11 protein-coding genes are annotated in these 17970 nt (G+C 37.6%); 3 read left to right on the top strand and 8 right to left on the bottom strand.

Annotated elements, in window-relative coordinates; genetic code table 11:
• Positions 1 to 77 precede the first annotated feature (77 nt).
• From JNUCC23_RS09760 to gltB, 3 genes are all read right to left on the bottom strand, one after another.
• Positions 78 to 1673, bottom strand: a complete 1596-nt coding sequence (locus JNUCC23_RS09760) for an acetolactate synthase large subunit (protein WP_454215498.1) — start codon at positions 1671 to 1673, stop codon at positions 78 to 80.
• Between the two features lie 237 nt (positions 1674 to 1910).
• Positions 1911 to 3386: a glutamate synthase small subunit gene (gene gltD / locus JNUCC23_RS09755; protein ID WP_403073748.1), complete on the bottom strand. Its 1476-nt coding sequence runs from the start codon at positions 3384 to 3386 to the stop codon at positions 1911 to 1913.
• Between the two features lie 16 nt (positions 3387 to 3402).
• Positions 3403 to 7950 (bottom strand): glutamate synthase large subunit, encoded by a 4548-nt coding sequence (gltB, locus tag JNUCC23_RS09750; RefSeq protein WP_454215496.1) that lies wholly within the window; start codon positions 7948 to 7950, stop codon positions 3403 to 3405.
• 283 nt (positions 7951 to 8233) lie between these two features.
• Here gltB and JNUCC23_RS09745 point away from each other — a divergent pair, with 283 nt between their 5' ends.
• The gene (locus JNUCC23_RS09745) at positions 8234 to 9136 is read left to right on the top strand and encodes a LysR family transcriptional regulator (protein ID WP_403073746.1); all 903 of its coding nucleotides are present in this window, start codon (positions 8234 to 8236) and stop codon (positions 9134 to 9136) included.
• Positions 9137 to 9487: 351 nt separating this feature from the next.
• On the opposite strand, the gene JNUCC23_RS09740 is transcribed toward JNUCC23_RS09745, so the two are convergent.
• Positions 9488 to 9808 carry a hypothetical protein gene (locus JNUCC23_RS09740; RefSeq protein WP_062180302.1) on the bottom strand — a complete coding sequence of 107 codons (321 nt, stop codon included), beginning with the start codon at positions 9806 to 9808 and terminating at the stop codon, positions 9488 to 9490.
• Between the two features lie 172 nt (positions 9809 to 9980).
• On the bottom strand, positions 9981 to 10172 hold the full coding sequence (locus tag JNUCC23_RS09735; protein WP_062180305.1) for a hypothetical protein: 192 nt from the start codon (positions 10170 to 10172) through the stop codon (positions 9981 to 9983).
• 221 nt (positions 10173 to 10393) lie between these two features.
• On the opposite strand from JNUCC23_RS09735, the gene JNUCC23_RS09730 reads away from it, so the two are divergent.
• The gene (locus JNUCC23_RS09730; protein ID WP_403073743.1) at positions 10394 to 11722 is read left to right on the top strand and encodes an oligosaccharide flippase family protein; all 1329 of its coding nucleotides are present in this window, start codon (positions 10394 to 10396) and stop codon (positions 11720 to 11722) included.
• A gap of 418 nt (positions 11723 to 12140) precedes the next feature.
• On the opposite strand, the gene JNUCC23_RS09725 is transcribed toward JNUCC23_RS09730, so the two are convergent.
• From JNUCC23_RS09725 to JNUCC23_RS09715, 3 genes are all read right to left on the bottom strand, one after another.
• Positions 12141 to 13508 carry an alanine/glycine:cation symporter family protein gene (locus tag JNUCC23_RS09725; RefSeq protein WP_403073741.1) on the bottom strand — a complete coding sequence of 456 codons (1368 nt, stop codon included), beginning with the start codon at positions 13506 to 13508 and terminating at the stop codon, positions 12141 to 12143.
• A 924-nt stretch (positions 13509 to 14432) separates the two neighbouring features.
• Positions 14433 to 15386: a TRM11 family SAM-dependent methyltransferase gene (locus tag JNUCC23_RS09720; RefSeq protein WP_454215495.1), complete on the bottom strand. Its 954-nt coding sequence runs from the start codon at positions 15384 to 15386 to the stop codon at positions 14433 to 14435.
• Between the two features lie 61 nt (positions 15387 to 15447).
• Complete coding sequence (locus JNUCC23_RS09715; protein ID WP_403073737.1) at positions 15448 to 16293, bottom strand: oxidoreductase; 846 nt, start codon at positions 16291 to 16293, stop codon at positions 15448 to 15450.
• A gap of 614 nt (positions 16294 to 16907) precedes the next feature.
• On the opposite strand from JNUCC23_RS09715, the gene JNUCC23_RS09710 reads away from it, so the two are divergent.
• Positions 16908 to 17615, top strand: coding sequence for a DUF3298 and DUF4163 domain-containing protein (locus JNUCC23_RS09710; RefSeq protein WP_062180330.1), 708 nt, complete (start codon positions 16908 to 16910; stop codon positions 17613 to 17615).
• Positions 17616 to 17970 lie beyond the last annotated feature (355 nt).

Raw genomic sequence — 17970 nt, 5'->3', positions numbered from 1 at the left:
CCCCCTAAAAAGCCTCTATTTTTATATATTCAAAGGAGAGTAGTCCCTATTCTATCGTATTGAAAAGAAAGCACGTATTAGATTTGTAAAGAAACGTCAATTATTACAAGCTCATTTGAAGATTCTAATGCCTCTTTCAGCATATTTTCAAATTCAGCTACTCGAGACACTCGTCCCCCTTTGACTCCAAAGCTAGTTGCCAACTGGACAAAATCCGGGTTTTGAAATGCTACTCCATAGCTCTTTCCAAACATTTTATTCATCGTCTCCTGTTCCAATTTTAATATTGAATCATTTAGAATAATGATAATGATAGAAAGTCCTAAACGCTTGGCTGTCTCTATTTCTGAAAAATTCATTAAAGCCCCACCATCTCCAGTTATACAAATTACGGAATCATCGGGGCAAGCTAACTTAGCACCTATGGACCCTGGAATAGCAATTCCCATTGAGGCTAGCCCATTTGATATAATAAGCCTATTCGGCTGTTTTGGCTGATAAGTACGAGCAATTGACACTTTATGGGCACCGACATCTGAAATCACAATAGTATTCTTTGAAGAGAGCTTTTCGATAATATGTAAGACTTTCTCTATCGTTAAAGGTAATGATTTAAAATCTTGTGGTATTTCTTCAATTTGATAAGATTTCTTGATTTTTTCTTGAAGATCTCCGAAAGGTACCCATGATTTAGTTGGAATAGTAAGTCGATTAAACTCCCTTAAGGATTGCTTGATATTTCCGACCAATTCTACCTGTACGGGATAATACTCATCTATTTCAGCGGGTATTGCATCTAAATGTAAAATCGGCAGTTTTTTTTCATTCCATTCTTTAGGTAACTTTTCCACGAAATCAACTCCAATGACAATAAGCAAATCTGCTTCCTTGATGACAGCTAAAACTTCATCATTTTTATTGAACCCAAAAGTGAAGAAATTAAGTGGGTGATGTTTAGGTAAAACTCCTTTTGCCATAAAGCTATGAATCACCGGTACTTGAAGAGCTTCAATAAAGGTATGAAGTTCAGCTACGGCTTCTTGCCTAATCACTCCGTTACCAATAATAACAAGTGGTTTCTTATATTGTTGAATAAGTGATATTGCAGCCTTTAGCGAATCCATTACAGGAATACTTTGTGGAACAAAAGTAGCCGGTAAGGGTTTGCTTGAAATCATTTGTTCTGCTAAGTTCTCCGGTAATTCTAATACTACTGGTCCTGGTTTCTCCATCCTTGCGACTCTAAAGGCTTTTCGGATCATTTCAGGAATTCTTTGTGAATCTTTGATTTGAATACTCCATTTTGTTGCAGGTTCAAATACTTTTGCTATATCCAAATACTGATGGGATTCTTTATGTTGTCTTTCAAAAGCAGCTTGTCCTGTGATGACCACTACAGGTGAATGATCTAGCTTCGCACTTGCTATTCCTGTCAACAAATTAGTAGCACCGGGTCCAAGCGTCGATAAACATACTCCCACCTGACTCGATAACCTTCCATATACATCCGCCATGAAAGCAGCCCCTTGTTCATGTCGAACATTCACAAACTGAATTTGGGTAGATCGGGATAAGGAATCTACGAGATCAAGAATTTCTTTACCAGGAATGCCGAAAACATATTCGACCCCTTCACTTTCTAAACATTGAACAAGTATATCCGTTACTTTCATATGGTCCTCCTTAAGCACTATCCTCTTAAAATAAGTTTGATTATAAAGTGTACAGGCTTTTCTTTTAGGTTTACCCAATTCACTAGCAATCATTAAGCGAAAAAATATTTTTTTAGACTCCATATAATTCTGTTTTACTTAAAAAAACAGATTGTAGTCTTATTCTTAATGACGTATGCGTTGAAAACCCGATTCCACTAATTTCGGAATCAGGTTTTTTTATAAAAGAACTTAAGGTCATTTCGAACTTCCCATCAAATAACAGTCTACTTCACGTGCAACTTCACGACCTTCGTTAATCGCCCATACAATGAGGCTTTGACCCCTTCTTGCATCACCAGCTGCGAAGATTCCTTCGATATTTGTTTTGTAATCGCCATAGACAGCGTTGATTTTTTGATTCGTTGTTGCTACACCGAACTGAGTTAATAACGGCTGTTCTGTTCCTTCAAACCCGATTGCGATGAAGACCAATTGTGAGGGCCAGATTTTTTCGGATCCTGGAATTTCTTTATAGTAGTATTTTCCATCTCCATCCTTTGTTTTTTTCATTTGAATGGTATGCAGCTCTTTTACATGTCCTTTTTCATCTGCGACAATTTTCTTCGTCTGGATAGAATATTCACGGGGATCATCACCAAATTTTGCTTCAGCTTCTTCATACGCATATTCGAGTGTAAAGACGTTCGGATAGGCTGGCCACATATTTTCGGACGTACGAGATGTTGGTAATTTTGGGTGCTTGCCAAATTGCACGACACTACGACAATTTTGGCGGATTGCGGTAGCGACACAGTCAGCTCCTGTATCTCCACCTCCGATTACGATTACATCCTTGCCTTTTGTATCAATGAACTGGCCGTCCTCAAAATTGGAATCTAGTAAACTTTTCGTAGTAGTTGTTAAGTAATCCATTGCGAAATGAATTCCTTTCGCTTCCCTGCCCTCAAGCATTAGATCACGCTGTTTTTGAGCCCCTGTACAAAGGATAACGGCATCAAATTGGTTTTGAAGTTCTTCGGTTGAGATATCTTTGCCAACTTCCGTATTTGTGACAAAGTTGATGCCTTCTTTAGTTAGTAATTGGATGCGGCGCACGACAATGTCTTTTTCAAGCTTCATGTTGGGAATACCGTATATTAATAATCCTCCTGCACGGTCTGACCGTTCATAGACGGTTACATTGTGGCCTGCTTGATTTAGTTGATCCGCACTTGCTAAACCAGCAGGGCCTGAGCCGATAATAGCGATTTTCTTCCCTGTCCGTTTTTCTGGTATACGCGGTGTTATCCAGCCATTTTCAAATCCCTTATCAATGATGCTTCGCTCAATACTTTTAATTGTGACCGCTGGATCGGAAATGGCTACTGTACAAGACCCTTCACAAGGAGCTGGACAAACGCGACCTGTGAATTCTGGGAAATTATTCGTTTTAAGCAACCGCTCTAACGCTTCCTTCCATCGCTCACGATAAACTAAATCATTCCACTCTGGGATTAAATTGTGAATTGGACACCCGGTTGTCATCCCTTGTATTTCCGAACCCATATGGCAGAAAGGAGTGGCACAGTCCATGCACCGCGCTCCTTGTTGACTTAACATCTTATTAGACAAAGGGGATGAATACTCTTTCCAGTCGCTTAATCGCGCAAGTGGATCTCTATCTTTTGGTTTTTGACGAGTAAATTCCATAAATCCTGTTGCTTTTCCCATATTCCTCTCTCCTTTCTTATTTCATCATTGTTTCAAATATTTGAATAGAATTTCTCTTTTCTCGTCCGGTGTTCGCTTGAAATGCAGCCATTGTCGCTTGTTCGTCTGTTAAACCAGTTTGTTTTTGTTCTTGAATACTTTCCAACATGCGTTTATAGTCTTTTGGAATGACCTTTACAAATTTTCCAGCGATCTCATCCCAATTCTCAATCACATTACACGCTTTGATACTACCTGTGTAAATATAATGACTAAGAATCATTTCCCACAGTATCGCGACATCACGTCGATCATCAATCTCACAAAGTTCGATCATCTCTTGGTTGCACAGTGCCATAAACTCATCACGATGATCGGCAAGAACGTAAGCAATTCCTCCTGACATACCTGCCGCAAAGTTTTTTCCAACGTTGCCCAAAATGACAACGCATCCACCAGTCATATATTCACAGCCATGGTCGCCAATTCCCTCCACAACAACGTTTACACCACTATTACGAACCGCAAAACGTTCTCCAACGCGACCGTTGATATAGGCTTCACCGCTAGTTGCACCAATTAAGGCAACATTTCCGGCAATTACATTCTCTGACGCTACAAGCTGAGCTTCATAAGGTGCCTTCACAATCAGTTTTCCACCAGATAGTCCTTTTCCGAGATAGTCATTCGCATCACCAGTTAAATGAAGACTCAATCCATTCGGAATAAAGGCACCGAAACTTTGCCCGGCTGATCCTGTAAAACGAAGCGTGATTGTATCTTCATGTAATCCTTCTTCTCCATATCGTTTTGAAACTTCACTACCAACGATGGTTCCAACAACACGGTTGACATTTGTAATCGGAAGCGTGATATCCACCGGTATCTGATCTTCTAAAGCTGGGAGAACGCTTGGCAAAATGACTTGAATATCTAGTGATTCATTAATCTTATGGTTTTGGGGTGTTTGAAACGTACGAATTCCTTCAGGCTGATATAACAGCGTGGATAAGTCCAAATGTTTTGCTTTCCAATGATTTTTTGCTCGCTCACTTACTTGTAAGACATCTGTACGACCAACCATTTCCTCAACTGTTTTAAATCCAAGTTCCGCCATAAGTTCACGAACTTCCTCGGCAACAAAACGCATAAAGTTCACAATATGATCTGGATTCCCGGTAAATTTTGCACGAAGCTCCGGGTTTTGTGTCGCAACCCCGACAGGACAAGTATCCAAATGACAAGCACGCATCATGACACAACCTAGAACAACAAGTGGTGCTGTCGCAAAACCAAATTCTTCTGCCCCTAATATCGCGGCCATGACAACATCTTTTCCGGTCATGAGCTTTCCGTCTGTTTCTAAAATGACTCTCTCGCGTAAGCCATTCAGCATTAATGTTTGATGTGCTTCTGCAAGTCCAAGTTCCCAGGGTAACCCTGTATGTTTAATGCTAGTTTTAGGAGATGCACCAGTTCCGCCTTCGTACCCACTGATAACGATAACATCTGCAGCGCCCTTGGCTACACCAGCTGCAATGGTCCCAACGCCTGCTTTTGATACTAGCTTCACGCTGATTCTTGCGTCACGATTGGCGTTTTTCAAATCGTGGATCAACTGTGCTAAATCTTCAATGGAGTAAATATCATGATGTGGCGGCGGAGAAATGAGTCCAACACCTGGTGTAGAACCCCGGACTTCCGCAACCCATGGATACACTTTATTACCAGGAAGCTGCCCTCCTTCACCTGGTTTCGCTCCTTGTGCCATTTTAATTTGCAATTCATCTGCATTGACCAAATAATGGCTTTTCACACCAAAGCGACCTGAGGCAATTTGCTTAATGCCACTTCGACGATTGTCGCCATTTTCGTCTATGATATAACGATTTGGATGTTCCCCGCCTTCACCACTGTTGCTTTTCCCACCTAACCGATTCATCGCAATTGCTAATGTTTCGTGCGCTTCTTTACTTAAAGAACCAAAGGACATCGCACCGGTTTTAAATCGGCGGACGATCGAGTCAACAGATTCCACATCCTCAATTGCTACGGCTTGGCGAGATGGATCAAATGAAAATAAATTGCGTAAGAATCCAATCCTTTCCTCATTTGCCATATATGAATATTGTTTATACAATTCATAATCACCTTTGCGGGTAGCCCATTGCAGGGTATGAATTGTCTTTGGATTAAAGGCATGATGTTCACCGTTTTTTCTCCATTGAAAATCGCTTCCTGACTCTAACGTATCATCATTCGAATCAACGAATGCCTTCATGTGACGAATCCTAGCTTCTTCCTCTATAGTCGCTAAGTCAATCCCACCAATTTGTGAAGCCGTTCCACTAAAGTAACGGTCGATAACGCTTGAACCAATGCCTACTGCTTCGAAAATTTGTGCACCACGATAGCTCTGTACCGTCGAAATACCCATTTTTGACATAACTTTAACGACACCATCGGTAATACATTTGCCGTACCTTTTAACTGCTTCTTGATAGCAGACAGATAAGCTTCCATCTAAGATTGCTTCTTTATAAGTGGCATAAGTAAGATATGGGTTGATCGCATCCGCACCATATCCAATAAGTGCAGCAAAATGGTGAACTTCTCTTACATCTCCGGCTTCAACAATTATGCTTACATTTGTACGGTTTCCTTGTTTAACAAGATGATGATGTAAGGCGCTTACTACTAATAAAGATGGGATGGCCGTTTCATCTTTATTCATATATCGATCTGATAATATTAATAGGGTTGCACCTTCAGCAATTACTTGATCTGCTTCTCGAAAAATACACTCAAGTTTATTTTCTAAATTTTCAGAAAATATAGTGTGTATACATGCACTTCTAAAGCCTTTGATCACTTTCAATTGTTCCATTTGACTATTCGTTATAATAGGCGTTTCAAGCTGAATCCTAGAGCAATTTTCTTCATTAGGTTGAAGCAAATCCCCTTCTGCCCCCAAGTATGTCATCGTTGACGTAACAATTTTTTCACGAATCGAATCAATTGGTGGATTGGTAACTTGGGCAAAGGATTGCTTAAAATAGTTAAAAAGAGATTGTGGACGATCCGATAATACAGCCAGTGGACTATCATTCCCCATAGAACCTAGCGGGTCCTTTCCTTCCGTGATCATGGGCAGCAAATTTTTCTTGACTTCCTCATACGTGTAACCAAACGCTTTTTGACGCGAAAGCAAATCCGCGACTTCGTCTTCTTCTCTTTCCATATTATCTAATTGAACAAGATGTTCATCCAACCATTCTTGATACGGATAAGCCCCTGCCATTTCCGATTTTACTTCCACATCGGAAACTATGCGTCCTTGTTCTAGGTCAAGTAAAAGCATTTTCCCTGGGCTCAAACGTTCCTTGTACAATACATTTTCTGGTTCAACGTTGATGACACCAACTTCCGATGAGAAAATAATATAATCATCTTTTGTCACATAATAACGTGCTGGACGTAAACCATTTCGATCTAAAACAGCCCCAATTTGTTTCCCATCCGTAAAAGAAATGGCTGTCGGTCCATCCCATGGTTCCATCAAACAGCTATGATATTCATAAAATGCTCTCTTTTCTTTCGACAAATGCGGGTTATTTGCCCAAGGTTCAGGAATTAGCATCATCGCTGCATGAGCGGGTTTCCTACCTGCTAGCACAAAGAATTCCAAAGCATTATCTAATATTGATGAATCACTACCATTTGTATCAATAATCGGTAGCACTTTTGATAAATCTTCTCCAAATGCTTCAGAAACAAGCCTTTGTTCACGAGCTTTCATCCAGTTAATATTCCCCCGTAGCGTGTTGATTTCTCCATTATGGATAAGGTACCTATTCGGATGCGCTCTTTCCCAGCTCGGAAAAGTATTCGTACTAAATCGGGAATGTACGAGAGCGAAAGCAGAAACAAAAGAATCGTTCTGTAAGTCTAGGTAAAAGGCATCTACTTGTTTGGGTGTTAGCAATCCGTTGTAAACAATCGTTCTACTTGAAAGGCTAGCAAAGTAAAAACGATACTCACGTTCTTTCGCCCATTGTTCGGCTTGTTTTCTAATTATAAATAATTTACGTTCAAATGCTAAATCATCTTGGATATCTCTATTTGCTCCGATAAAAACCTGGCGAATCGTTGGGCATGTCTCCATACCGACTTTACCGATTATTCTGACATCAATAGGCACAGTTCTCCAACCAAGAACCGTTTGTCCCTCTCGTTCTATTAATTCGTTTATTTGCGCCTCAATCTTTATTTGCTCCGTCTGATCATTTGAAAAAAAGATCATTCCTACCCCATAACGTCCTTTTTCAGGTAAATGAAAGTTTAAGCAAATTTTCCGGAAAAATTCATCTGGAATTTGCACCATTAATCCTGCGCCATCCCCTGTATGCGGATCACTTCCCTGTCCGCCACGATGATCTAATTGACAAAGCATTTGAAGTCCTTGTTTCACAATATCATGTGTTGCATTTCCTTTTATATGAGCGTATAAGCCAATTCCACATGCATCATGTTCAAATTCAGGACGGTAGAGACCTTGCGCTTTTGGTAATTGATTATAGGTCATCATTTTCTCCCCCGTTTCTTTTTGCACAGTATCTTTGTTTTTTATTGTAATTTTCCCAATCAATATAAACAATATATCATTTAGATATAAATTATATTGATTTTATATGATTAATAAAAATGTAGTGTTCCATGCATCCTAATATCTACATTCATCTATTTTCGCATCATTTAAATTAGTAAGAAATTTTAAACTCACGCGATATTCTATGTATCCAAATCGATTTAAATAATATATCATTTAGATATAAACAATCTCGAAAAAGAATAAAGGAGGGGAAGTAATGGAACTGCGTCAATTAATCTATTTCATCGAAGTCGCTGAACGGGAGCATGTAACAGCCGCTGCAGATCATCTACATGTAGCGCAATCTGCAATTAGTTTACAAATTTCTAAACTTGAAGCAGAACTTGGTGTGAGTTTATTTGAGCGCGTCGGTAGAAATGTTAAACTCACGCAAATCGGAAAAATTTTTTTAATTCATGCAAAAGCAGCGATTAAGGCCGTTGATTACGCGAAAGAGAAGGTTGACGAGTACTTAGATCCGGAAAACGGAACGATAAAAATCGGCTATCCAACTAGCTTAGCAAACCATACACTACCAACGGTCATTTCCGCTTTTAAAGCAAAATACCAGAACGTTTCCTATCACCTCCGTCAAGGCTCCTATGCATTTTTAATAGATTCTGTTAAAAATGGAGATATCGGGCTAGCTTTGCTTGGTCCTGTTCCGACAAATGAACCAGATATTAAGGCTGATATTTTATTTTCTGAAAATTTTTCCGCTTTAGTCCCTGCTAGTCATCCTTTGGCAGAGAAAAAGAGCTTGTCCCTTAGCGAATTGCGAAATGACGACTTTGTATTATTTCCCAAAGGATATGTCCTTCAGAAAATAGCAGTAGATGCTTGCTTACAAGCAGGCTTTGCACCAAACATCATTGCAGAGGGAGAAGATATGGATGCAATAAAGGGTCTCGTTTCAGCAGGGATAGGGCTGAGCATCTTACCGGATGGGACACTTTATGAAACAACACCACGTTTCACTGTAAAAATACCGATTGATACACCACAAGTGCAAAGGACCGTAGGGGTTATCACTTCAAAAAATAGAAGCTTGGCGCCAACTGAACAAGTCTTTTATCATTTTGTTAAAGAGTTCTTCTCTTTGTTAGAGCATTATCGATAGGGTAGTCCAGAGATTCATCTAATCACATGCATTCGATCAGAGAAATCAAACTCTCTCAAGCGACAAAAAGCACAGGGGGATAGCTTCTAACGAGTTCGGTTGATGGGGAAAACAATGGAAATATCATACTAATCAGCATATATATCAGTAGCACATTGGAAATATAAATGGAAAATAAAAATGCTCAGAAATCTGAGCGTTTTTTTGATGTAATATTTTACTATACTTATTGAACCAAAGACCCTGTTACCTTAGGTACACCCTTTCACAATCTTCGTTAAGAAAAGTGTGAATTAATCCTTTTTGCATTATGAATTAATTATTTCAACCTTACAGACTGGAATTTACATCCTACTTTGCTGTTCTGTTACGATATACAATCAGATTAATTCCATTTAATATGATGGTAACGATGAGAAGAACTGTTGCGGCAAACGCCACAGCATACATTGTGTCCATAAGAGCACCCCAATCCTCAATCTTTACCAGATGATAGTTATAGAAAATTTGGAAACATAGCGAAATAGCACAAGCACTAATACTCATAATGGAAAGAGCGACCCAATTCTTATTGTCCTGCTTTTTATCTCGTATGAGATTAACAACAGGAAGTAGCCAAGCAATTATTCCAAGCACGAGACTGCCAATATTAAGCCAACCAACATCAATCATATCTGATCCCCCTATGTATCTTCATTCTTGTTCAACTAAACTGCTTGTTAGTTTAAGTACAACTATTCACAATCCTTATAATGATTTCAAGTGGCACTATTCATCGTAATGAATATAAATGAGCTTGTTATTTTTCCGTAAATAGTCTTAAGTACGAATTTTTAAAAATGACCTACCCCTTGGGTAAGTCAAGTTTTTGGTATGCCAACTGATACTTTCCTCCTTCAGCAACTTCTGAATGGTACAAAGCTCTAAGGGCAAAATTTTTCTCAAGTTCGTGTTCTTCCATCAACTCTTTTAAGCGCTTTTGTAATTCTTCATTGTCTTTGATCAACTGTTTCATTTGCGATTTCATGTACTTCATGGGATTTCCACTCCTTTTAGATATCGAATCTATCTCAAGTATAGCATTAATCACATCATTACGATTACAGAACTTCGTAACATTTTGTACGGCATAACCTCTGTTTTCATGGCAATAATTTACACAATTTCCACTTTATCATTCATTCTTCTTTTTGACATAAGAATAATCCAAAGCCTGTCTCATATCTTTATACAAAGACCTATTGGGAGTGAGTCAGCATGAAATCTTTTTACAAAGGGACCATTATATTGATTGTTGCAGCGTTTTTCGGGGAGTGTGTTGAATTTTTTGTCAATATGATCCTTGCTAGGGAACTTCGTGAAGAAGGAATGGGACTTTATATGTCTATACTGCCAATCATTTTCTTGGCTTATATTATTTCTGGTTTCGAATTACAGGTTTCCATTTCAAAATTCGTCGCTGAAAATAGACCAAAACTTCATTATAGTTTACTACAGCATGCCCTCAAATTAGCTGGATACGCGATACTAATTACGTTTCTTTTAATATTAATCGTCGTATCATTTTCGAATGTTTTGAATAACTTCCATCCATATGTAAAATGGCTACTAATTGGGTTAATCCCGATCGCTGCTTTTTCAACGATCGCAAGAGGGTATTTCATGGGTGTTCAAGAAATGGGGAAAATCGCCTTTTCAAACTTCCTAAAAAAAGGCTTTCAATTTCTATTGCTCTTACTTATCTTTCATTTTCTACAATTTGACCAAGAAAAATCGCTACTAAGTGCGTTGATTATATTAATTGCTAGTGAATTCATTGTGTTTCTCTATTTGATTAGCTTATTTATCATTCAAATGCAAACGATGAGAAAAGTTTCGAATACCATGATTTCAGGTAAACATGCACGTTATAAGCTGCTTGCTGTATCGGTTCCCACCGTGGGACTTCGTATTTTTCACGCCATTACCAATGCCATCCAGCCTTTTTTAATTCACTCAGCCCTACTATCAGCTGGTTTTGGTGCCGTTATGGCGACTGAACATTTTGGGATGTTGATGGGAGTCGCTATGACAATCGGCTTTTTCCCTGCTTTTATCGCACATTCATTGATGATTATGCTCATTCCGAATGTATCAGACGCTTATGCCAAGCAAGATTACCAGAAATTAAGGAATTTATTGCAAAAATCCATGTCCTTAACACTACTTTATGGATTCCCTGCTGTCTTCATTATGTACCTATTTTCAGAACCATTAACTTCACTCTTTTTTTCTTCGACTACAGCAGCGGTCTACTTAAAACTTTTAGGACCTTATTTCTTATTCCACTTCTTCATCATCCCGATGCAGGCTTATTTAATCGGATTAGGATTAGTGAAAGACGCTTTCATCCATACGGTATGGTCCCACATCATTTCATTTATGCTGATGTATCTCTTAGGATCTCAAGCCTCTTTGAATATGACTGGTGTTATTTTAGGCATGAACACAGGAGCTATTTTACTAACCATGATGCATTATGTAACGATATGTAAAAAGGTTGGGATTAACGTTTGGTTAACGAAACCTAGACAAAATGTTATTTAGCTCTGATGTACGACATCACCCAATGTATACAGGTCATCCAATAACTTGAAACTTGATTATACTTTCATCTGACTATTCAAGTCATGAATACAAAAGTTCAAGACTAATAGCGCATAGCTTTTAAAAGATCTTGGAGTTTGATCGCATAGGAATAAATGAAATCTGCTCCTTGAAAACGGGCATTACTTCCTATTTTAATAAATTATTGTTGACCACCCCACCTAATGTTTATTCCAAATGGTGGAACAATTATTATTTCGTTAAAATAGCTTAACAATGAACTATTCTTCAATAATTAATTATACTTCAATTAAATTTTTCCTTGAAATACTTTCTAAATGATATGTATTAGGAAACAAAAAAGAGGTTACCAAAAGTATCAACTTTTAGTTAGCCTCTTTTCTCATTATCCTATTTATTATGTGGAATGTGTGATATCGACATTTTTCTTTTTCTCTCTTTTTTCCTGCGCCAATATTTTATTAAAATCTTTTGTTTCTGATACTACAACTCCGGCCAGAGCAACAAGAGCAATCAAGTTCGGAATCGCCATTAATCCATTAAAGACATCAGCAATGGTCCACACCAACCCGAGGCTCATACCAGCACCAACAACGACAGATAAAGTGTAACAAATCCTGTACCATATGATTGAGCGAATTCCAAATAAGTATTCAAAACATTTCTCTCCATAATATGCCCATCCTAATACGGTGGAATAAGCAAAAAAGATAATACCAATCGTAACAATCCACCCACCAACTCCTGGAAGCATCTGGTCGAAAGTTTTGGTAGTTAATGCAGCACCAGATAATTTGCTATCCGTATATAACCCTCCCATTACTAACGTTATACCAGTTATCGAACACACGATGATCGTATCAAGAAAGGTTCCAGTCATCGAAATAAGTGCCTGACGTCCTGGATGATCGGTTTTAGCCGCAGCTGCCGCAATTGGAGCAGATCCCATACCCGCTTCATTAGAAAATACTCCGCGAGCTACGCCATAACGAATAACTGCACCGATCGCACCTCCCGCTACCGCCTCCCCTGTAAACGCATCTTTAATAATCAAAGCTAAGGCTGCAGGAACTTCCGTAATATTAAATAAAATGATAACTAGTCCACCAACTACATAAAAAATGGCCATAATCGGTACAAAATATGCTGTAACTTTACCGATATTTTTAATACCACCTAAAATAACAAGGGCAGTTGCAATCGTTAATATCGCACCCGTTATCCAAGGGTTTAGACCAAAACTAGATTCAACTGCGGCAGCTACAGAATTGGATTGAACTGTACTACCTATACCAAACGCAGCAATGGCACCAAAAAGAGCAAATAGAACAGCTAGCCATTTCCATCCTAACCCTCTTTCAATATAATACATGGGACCACCAGCCATTTCGCCACGTTTTCCAACTGTTCTGTATTTTACTGCAAGGATCGCTTCAGCATACTTGGTTGCCATTCCAACAAGTGCCGTAATCCACATCCAGAATACTGCACCTGGTCCACCTAAGACAACGGCAGTAGCTACACCCGCAATATTACCTGTACCAATCGTAGCAGCCAAAGCCGTCATTAATGATTGAAAGTGAGAGATGTCACCCTCTGAAGATTGATCTTGATTCTTTGAAAAAGCGAGTTTTAAAGCATATGGTAGTTTACTAAACTGAAGGAAAGATATACGAAATGTTAAATAAACTCCAGTTCCTACTAATAAAATTAGTAGCGGTGGCCCCCAAATAATATCACTTAATTTGGTTATAAACTCAGTCATAGTTCCACGATCCTTTCTATTATTAATAAGGTGGGTACAAGATATCTCGTCTACATTTTTCATACTGAACAAATAATAATGTGAAGAAGTGAAGACAATTACTAATGATTTATTTAATCATTTTAAAGAGGTGTTATAGTATGTAGAAGTGATTCTAGGAATTTTTAATGAAAAACATACATTCATTCATGCACGCAAGAACCGATGAGTTTGATTCCTTATCCACCAAAACAGTTGTCTCTTTATGTCTAATCAATCGAAAATCTCCAGAAATAAAATTTTTAATTTTCTGACTTTTTAACAAATACACGTACATAATCATTCCATTCATGTATCTTACCCGTATGAAGTTGGATAGAATTGAAAATAATAGCCAAAAATCAATAAAACGCCTCCTTCACCAATCAAAATATACTATTTTTACCATTATATTGTATGAAGACTATTTGTTCAATATCAAACGTTAGGTATTCTTACACTTTTTAACTTGTTTTTAAATTAAGTATCATTGATTAACTGTTTCGCGCATTTGAGCTAACAGAATAAATACCATCTTCCCCAAGAAAATGTCCCATTATTAATGCAATAAAAGAAGTTTATAAACAATCTCAATTCATGTTAAAAATTTAGCGTAGTCAATCACGGTTTATATTCAAAAAATTAAAGTTAACATAAAAATGCAGGAGGATAACAGACGAGGACAAAGAAAGATTTTCAGGATGTATAGAAGAGAGAAAGAAAAAACTGTTATCAAGTAAAATAACAGTTTTTTTACTTGGTGACGTCAAACTACAAGTTCGACGTCATCAAGTGAGAGTTTCTCTATCATATTTTCATACATTCAATTGAGTGATTACCCATGTTTATTGCTCTGTCAATCAAAATCGCGTTACGCATCATTCATCCTGTATGAGGATCTCTCTACTATTCACAAACAAGGATTTGTCTTGAAAATAATCCTTTTCTAGCTATACATCGATCTGTAATCTCAAATCCAGAGTCTTTAATCATCTGATCAATTGTTTCAATCGATATCACGACTACTTTACTAGCAATACGGCGGGCATGTTTTAGAATGGATAGTTGATCCTCAGGTGTAGCATGTGTAAACAAATTGTATGGCATATCAATAATGGCTACATCATAATCCTCTGATACTTCTGAAATTGGACCACATGCTACATCGCCTTCAAGATGGAAATAGGCAATATTTTCATTTATTCCATCTATAATATGTGGGTTTATATCGCGCCCGACAATATCAATTCCCATGGACAGTGCTTCAACCAAAACAGTCCCAATACCACAACATGGATCTATCGCTTGAACCCCATCAGGATTCGGTACCGCAATGTTAGCAACAGCTCTTGCTACACGTGTACTGAGCGCAGTCGAATATTCATGAGGCTTTTTTTGATGGCGAAGCCAAATGGACTCACCTTTTCGATAGTTTCCAAAGTACCAACGCCCAGCCTTGGTCACTACGCCATACTCATAATCAGGTTGATGGATATCGAACTCTCCATTGATTCGTAAACCTAATTCTCGTTCTATCTTACGACGATCCTTATATTCAATTTGCTCCGATTTATCAAGGTCATTAATTTTCACAAAATTCACTTTGAATGTCGATTCATGCAATTCAATAGATTGAACCTGCTCTAGGATTTCTGATAGGTCATCCCCTTCAAATATGACGTCAATTCTTTCTTTTATAAAAGGACTCCGGCTCGGATCGACTTTAATACCTGTTTTCAAAATATTTGTTTTCGTCTCGATCCCAAATAAAGACCGCATCTCCATGTAACAAAGTGCACGCTCATCCATACGACAAGCATACGTGTATATAAAAGTTGGTATTTGCTTATGATTATCCAATCTGTTCCCACCCTATTTTGGTCATTTCTTTTGTCACCTAGGAAAAGTAAAATAAATCCTATTAGTACTTATCCAATCGCGTTAAGATCATTTTCTCCCAAATTCTCCATGGAAGTATGCTTTTTAGTAAAATACTTAATGTAACGCCTCTTCCAATTTTATTACGGAGCTTCATTTCTTTACTTGTCGATAGTTTTGCAACCTTATCAGCGATTTCTATTGGATTGCCATATGAACTTTCGCTAGATTTAAGGTAGTTTTCCATTTTCATGAGATATTCATGATATGGGGAATTTTTATGTAGAGATTTTTCTGTTATGTGTTTTCCATTTGTCCAAATATTGGTTTTATATGAGCCTGGTTCAATGAGGGCAACGTCTATTCCAAACGGCTTCAGCTCTAGACGAAGACATTCACTCCATCCTTCAATAGCGAACTTCGAAGAAACATAGGGAGATAATCCAGGGAAGCCCATTGTACCACTAATGCTACTAATTGTAATGATTTTCCCATTGCCTTGTTTTCTCATAAAAGGAAGTACAGTCTGGGTTACTGCAATTACACCCAAGACATTCGTTTCAAATTGTTGTCTATATTCATCAATCGGAATATCTTCCACGAATCCAGCACCCGCATACCCAGCGTTATTCACTAATACATCTACTCTTCCTTTCATTTCAATACAATCTCTCAACCGACGTATCGAAGCTTCAGACGTAACATCCAACTCATAGATTTCAATCCGATCAGCAATTGCAGCCAACTCTGCCCTCTCTATTAGTTCAGCTTTCTTCTCCAGATTCCTCATCGTAGCCATAACTTGAAAACCTCGCTTGGCCAATTCTAATGAAGTTAATAATCCAAATCCGCTGGATGAACCCGTTACAATCGCAATTTTGTTTCCCATGGTCTTTCCCCTTCCAAATTACTTAACGAACGATTCGTATTACTAGTATCATAGCTATACAAATAATTTTACTAGCCACTTGCAAAAATAGATCTTATATTTCACTATTTCTTCAGTAATTTCGTAAGTAGAACAATTGTATATTTATACATCATCAAGTAAAATATAATGGACACATACTATTGAAGTGCATTCGGAGAACTCTTTTAACTATGAAAGCCAGGTATGAACTTATTAATATGAATCTAACACTAAGCAATGTGACTTTGCGTAATTCAGTCGATAGCTACGTTCTTTTTAAAGCTTCCGATGAAAACAATAATGAAGTCACAATTAAACTTTCGCACCAACAAGCAGATTTTCTTGAAGCTGAATTTACAGATCTGAATCTCCGAAGATAAGGACACTGTTTGGAACCGATTATACATGATGATGATGCTTGTATTGATGAATCCTATAATTTATTTAATGGAGAGTTTTTATCGATCATAAATAACTCTCTTTTTTTATGCTGTTTTGAAAAATTATCTTTATCTTACTTCCCTTTGGATAAAGAACACCTTTTTAAAGAATACTTAGCTTAACAGCATATACCAAATTATTGGAGGCATTCTATGAGAAAACCATTCGTATTGAAAGCTTTATTGGTGATGATTATTTTTTTCCTATTGAATTTCTTCGCACTATCTTCAGCAAAATCTTATGCCAGTGCTCCAGTTAAAGTTATGGCACACACATATAAAGATTTAGATTTTTTAACTTATCCCCAAATATCTGATTTAAAGAACAAAACGGCTCAAAACAAAATCAATGCTATTTTAAAAAAACATATACAAAATTCGTATAATGACTATCAGAAATTAAAGAAGTCCATGGAAAAAATCCAAGGCGATCCCCTTTGTAAAGAAGCGCCCTCTGCGTGTCAATATGAATATAATTCGAGTTATAAAGTATTATTTAATAAAGATCATAAAATCAGCATTTTGATATATGATTATCAATTTTCTGGGGGTGCCCACGGAAATACAGTAGTCACGACTTATAATTTCAATACAGATAACGGCAAACGGTATAAGCTTGATGATATTATTATAAATGATGCCAATTTTGCTAAGGTAACAACTTATGCCACAGAATATATCAAACAGCATCCAGATGTATTTTTTACTGACAGTGATACATTAAATGCCTTTAAGGTGACCAAAGATCATGCATTTTATTTTGTTGATGATGGTATCGCTTTGATTTTTCAATCATATGAAGTAGCACCCTATTCTTCTGGACAGCCAGTAATTATAATACCTAGCACTATTTATAAATAAAGCGAAGCACCATCCATCAGTGAAGCATTTTTAGTCCCACTGATGGTAATTCTGGGGTTATTACAGCCTGTTAAAAAAAAGTCATTTTCCGAAAATCCTGCGTTTTTCTTTTAAATTCCTGAGAAGCCTTATTACAGATTCATTTTGCTCATGAATTTTTCTTTCCGATGGAGATGTTGAAGGTACCGGTATGTTCACTCTCTCGGGTTTTCTGTTCAAATGATTCCACTCCGTCATATATGTTTTTTATAGTATATGTAATATTATGAAAACCATGAAAAAATAAGGATGTCCCATAAGTGTCTGACCTCGTATTCATCACACAGTTTTTAGTGTTACTTTCACTTCATTAACT

This window comes from Peribacillus sp. JNUCC 23, from assembly GCF_053653995.1.
The sequence above is the reverse complement of the archived record's forward strand: the minus strand, read 5'-3'. Positions and strand labels throughout refer to the sequence as shown.

Excerpts from the sequence above, each read along its gene's own strand:
- JNUCC23_RS09725 (WP_403073741.1), bottom strand. The coding sequence starts at position 13,508 with ATGACTGAGTTTATAACCAAATTAAGTGATATTATTTGGGGGCCACCG.
- JNUCC23_RS09710 (WP_062180330.1), top strand. The coding sequence starts at position 16,908 with ATGAGAAAACCATTCGTATTGAAAGCTTTATTGGTGATGATTATTTTT.
- gltD (WP_403073748.1), bottom strand. The coding sequence starts at position 3,386 with ATGGGAAAAGCAACAGGATTTATGGAATTTACTCGTCAAAAACCAAAA.
- JNUCC23_RS09730 (WP_403073743.1), top strand. The coding sequence starts at position 10,394 with ATGAAATCTTTTTACAAAGGGACCATTATATTGATTGTTGCAGCGTTT.
- gltB (WP_454215496.1), bottom strand. The coding sequence starts at position 7,950 with ATGACCTATAATCAATTACCAAAAGCGCAAGGTCTCTACCGTCCTGAA.
- JNUCC23_RS09745 (WP_403073746.1), top strand. The coding sequence starts at position 8,234 with ATGGAACTGCGTCAATTAATCTATTTCATCGAAGTCGCTGAACGGGAG.
- JNUCC23_RS09760 (WP_454215498.1), bottom strand. The coding sequence starts at position 1,673 with ATGAAAGTAACGGATATACTTGTTCAATGTTTAGAAAGTGAAGGGGTC.
- JNUCC23_RS09715 (WP_403073737.1), bottom strand. The coding sequence starts at position 16,293 with ATGGGAAACAAAATTGCGATTGTAACGGGTTCATCCAGCGGATTTGGA.
- JNUCC23_RS09735 (WP_062180305.1), bottom strand. The coding sequence starts at position 10,172 with ATGAAGTACATGAAATCGCAAATGAAACAGTTGATCAAAGACAATGAA.
- JNUCC23_RS09740 (WP_062180302.1), bottom strand. The coding sequence starts at position 9,808 with ATGATTGATGTTGGTTGGCTTAATATTGGCAGTCTCGTGCTTGGAATA.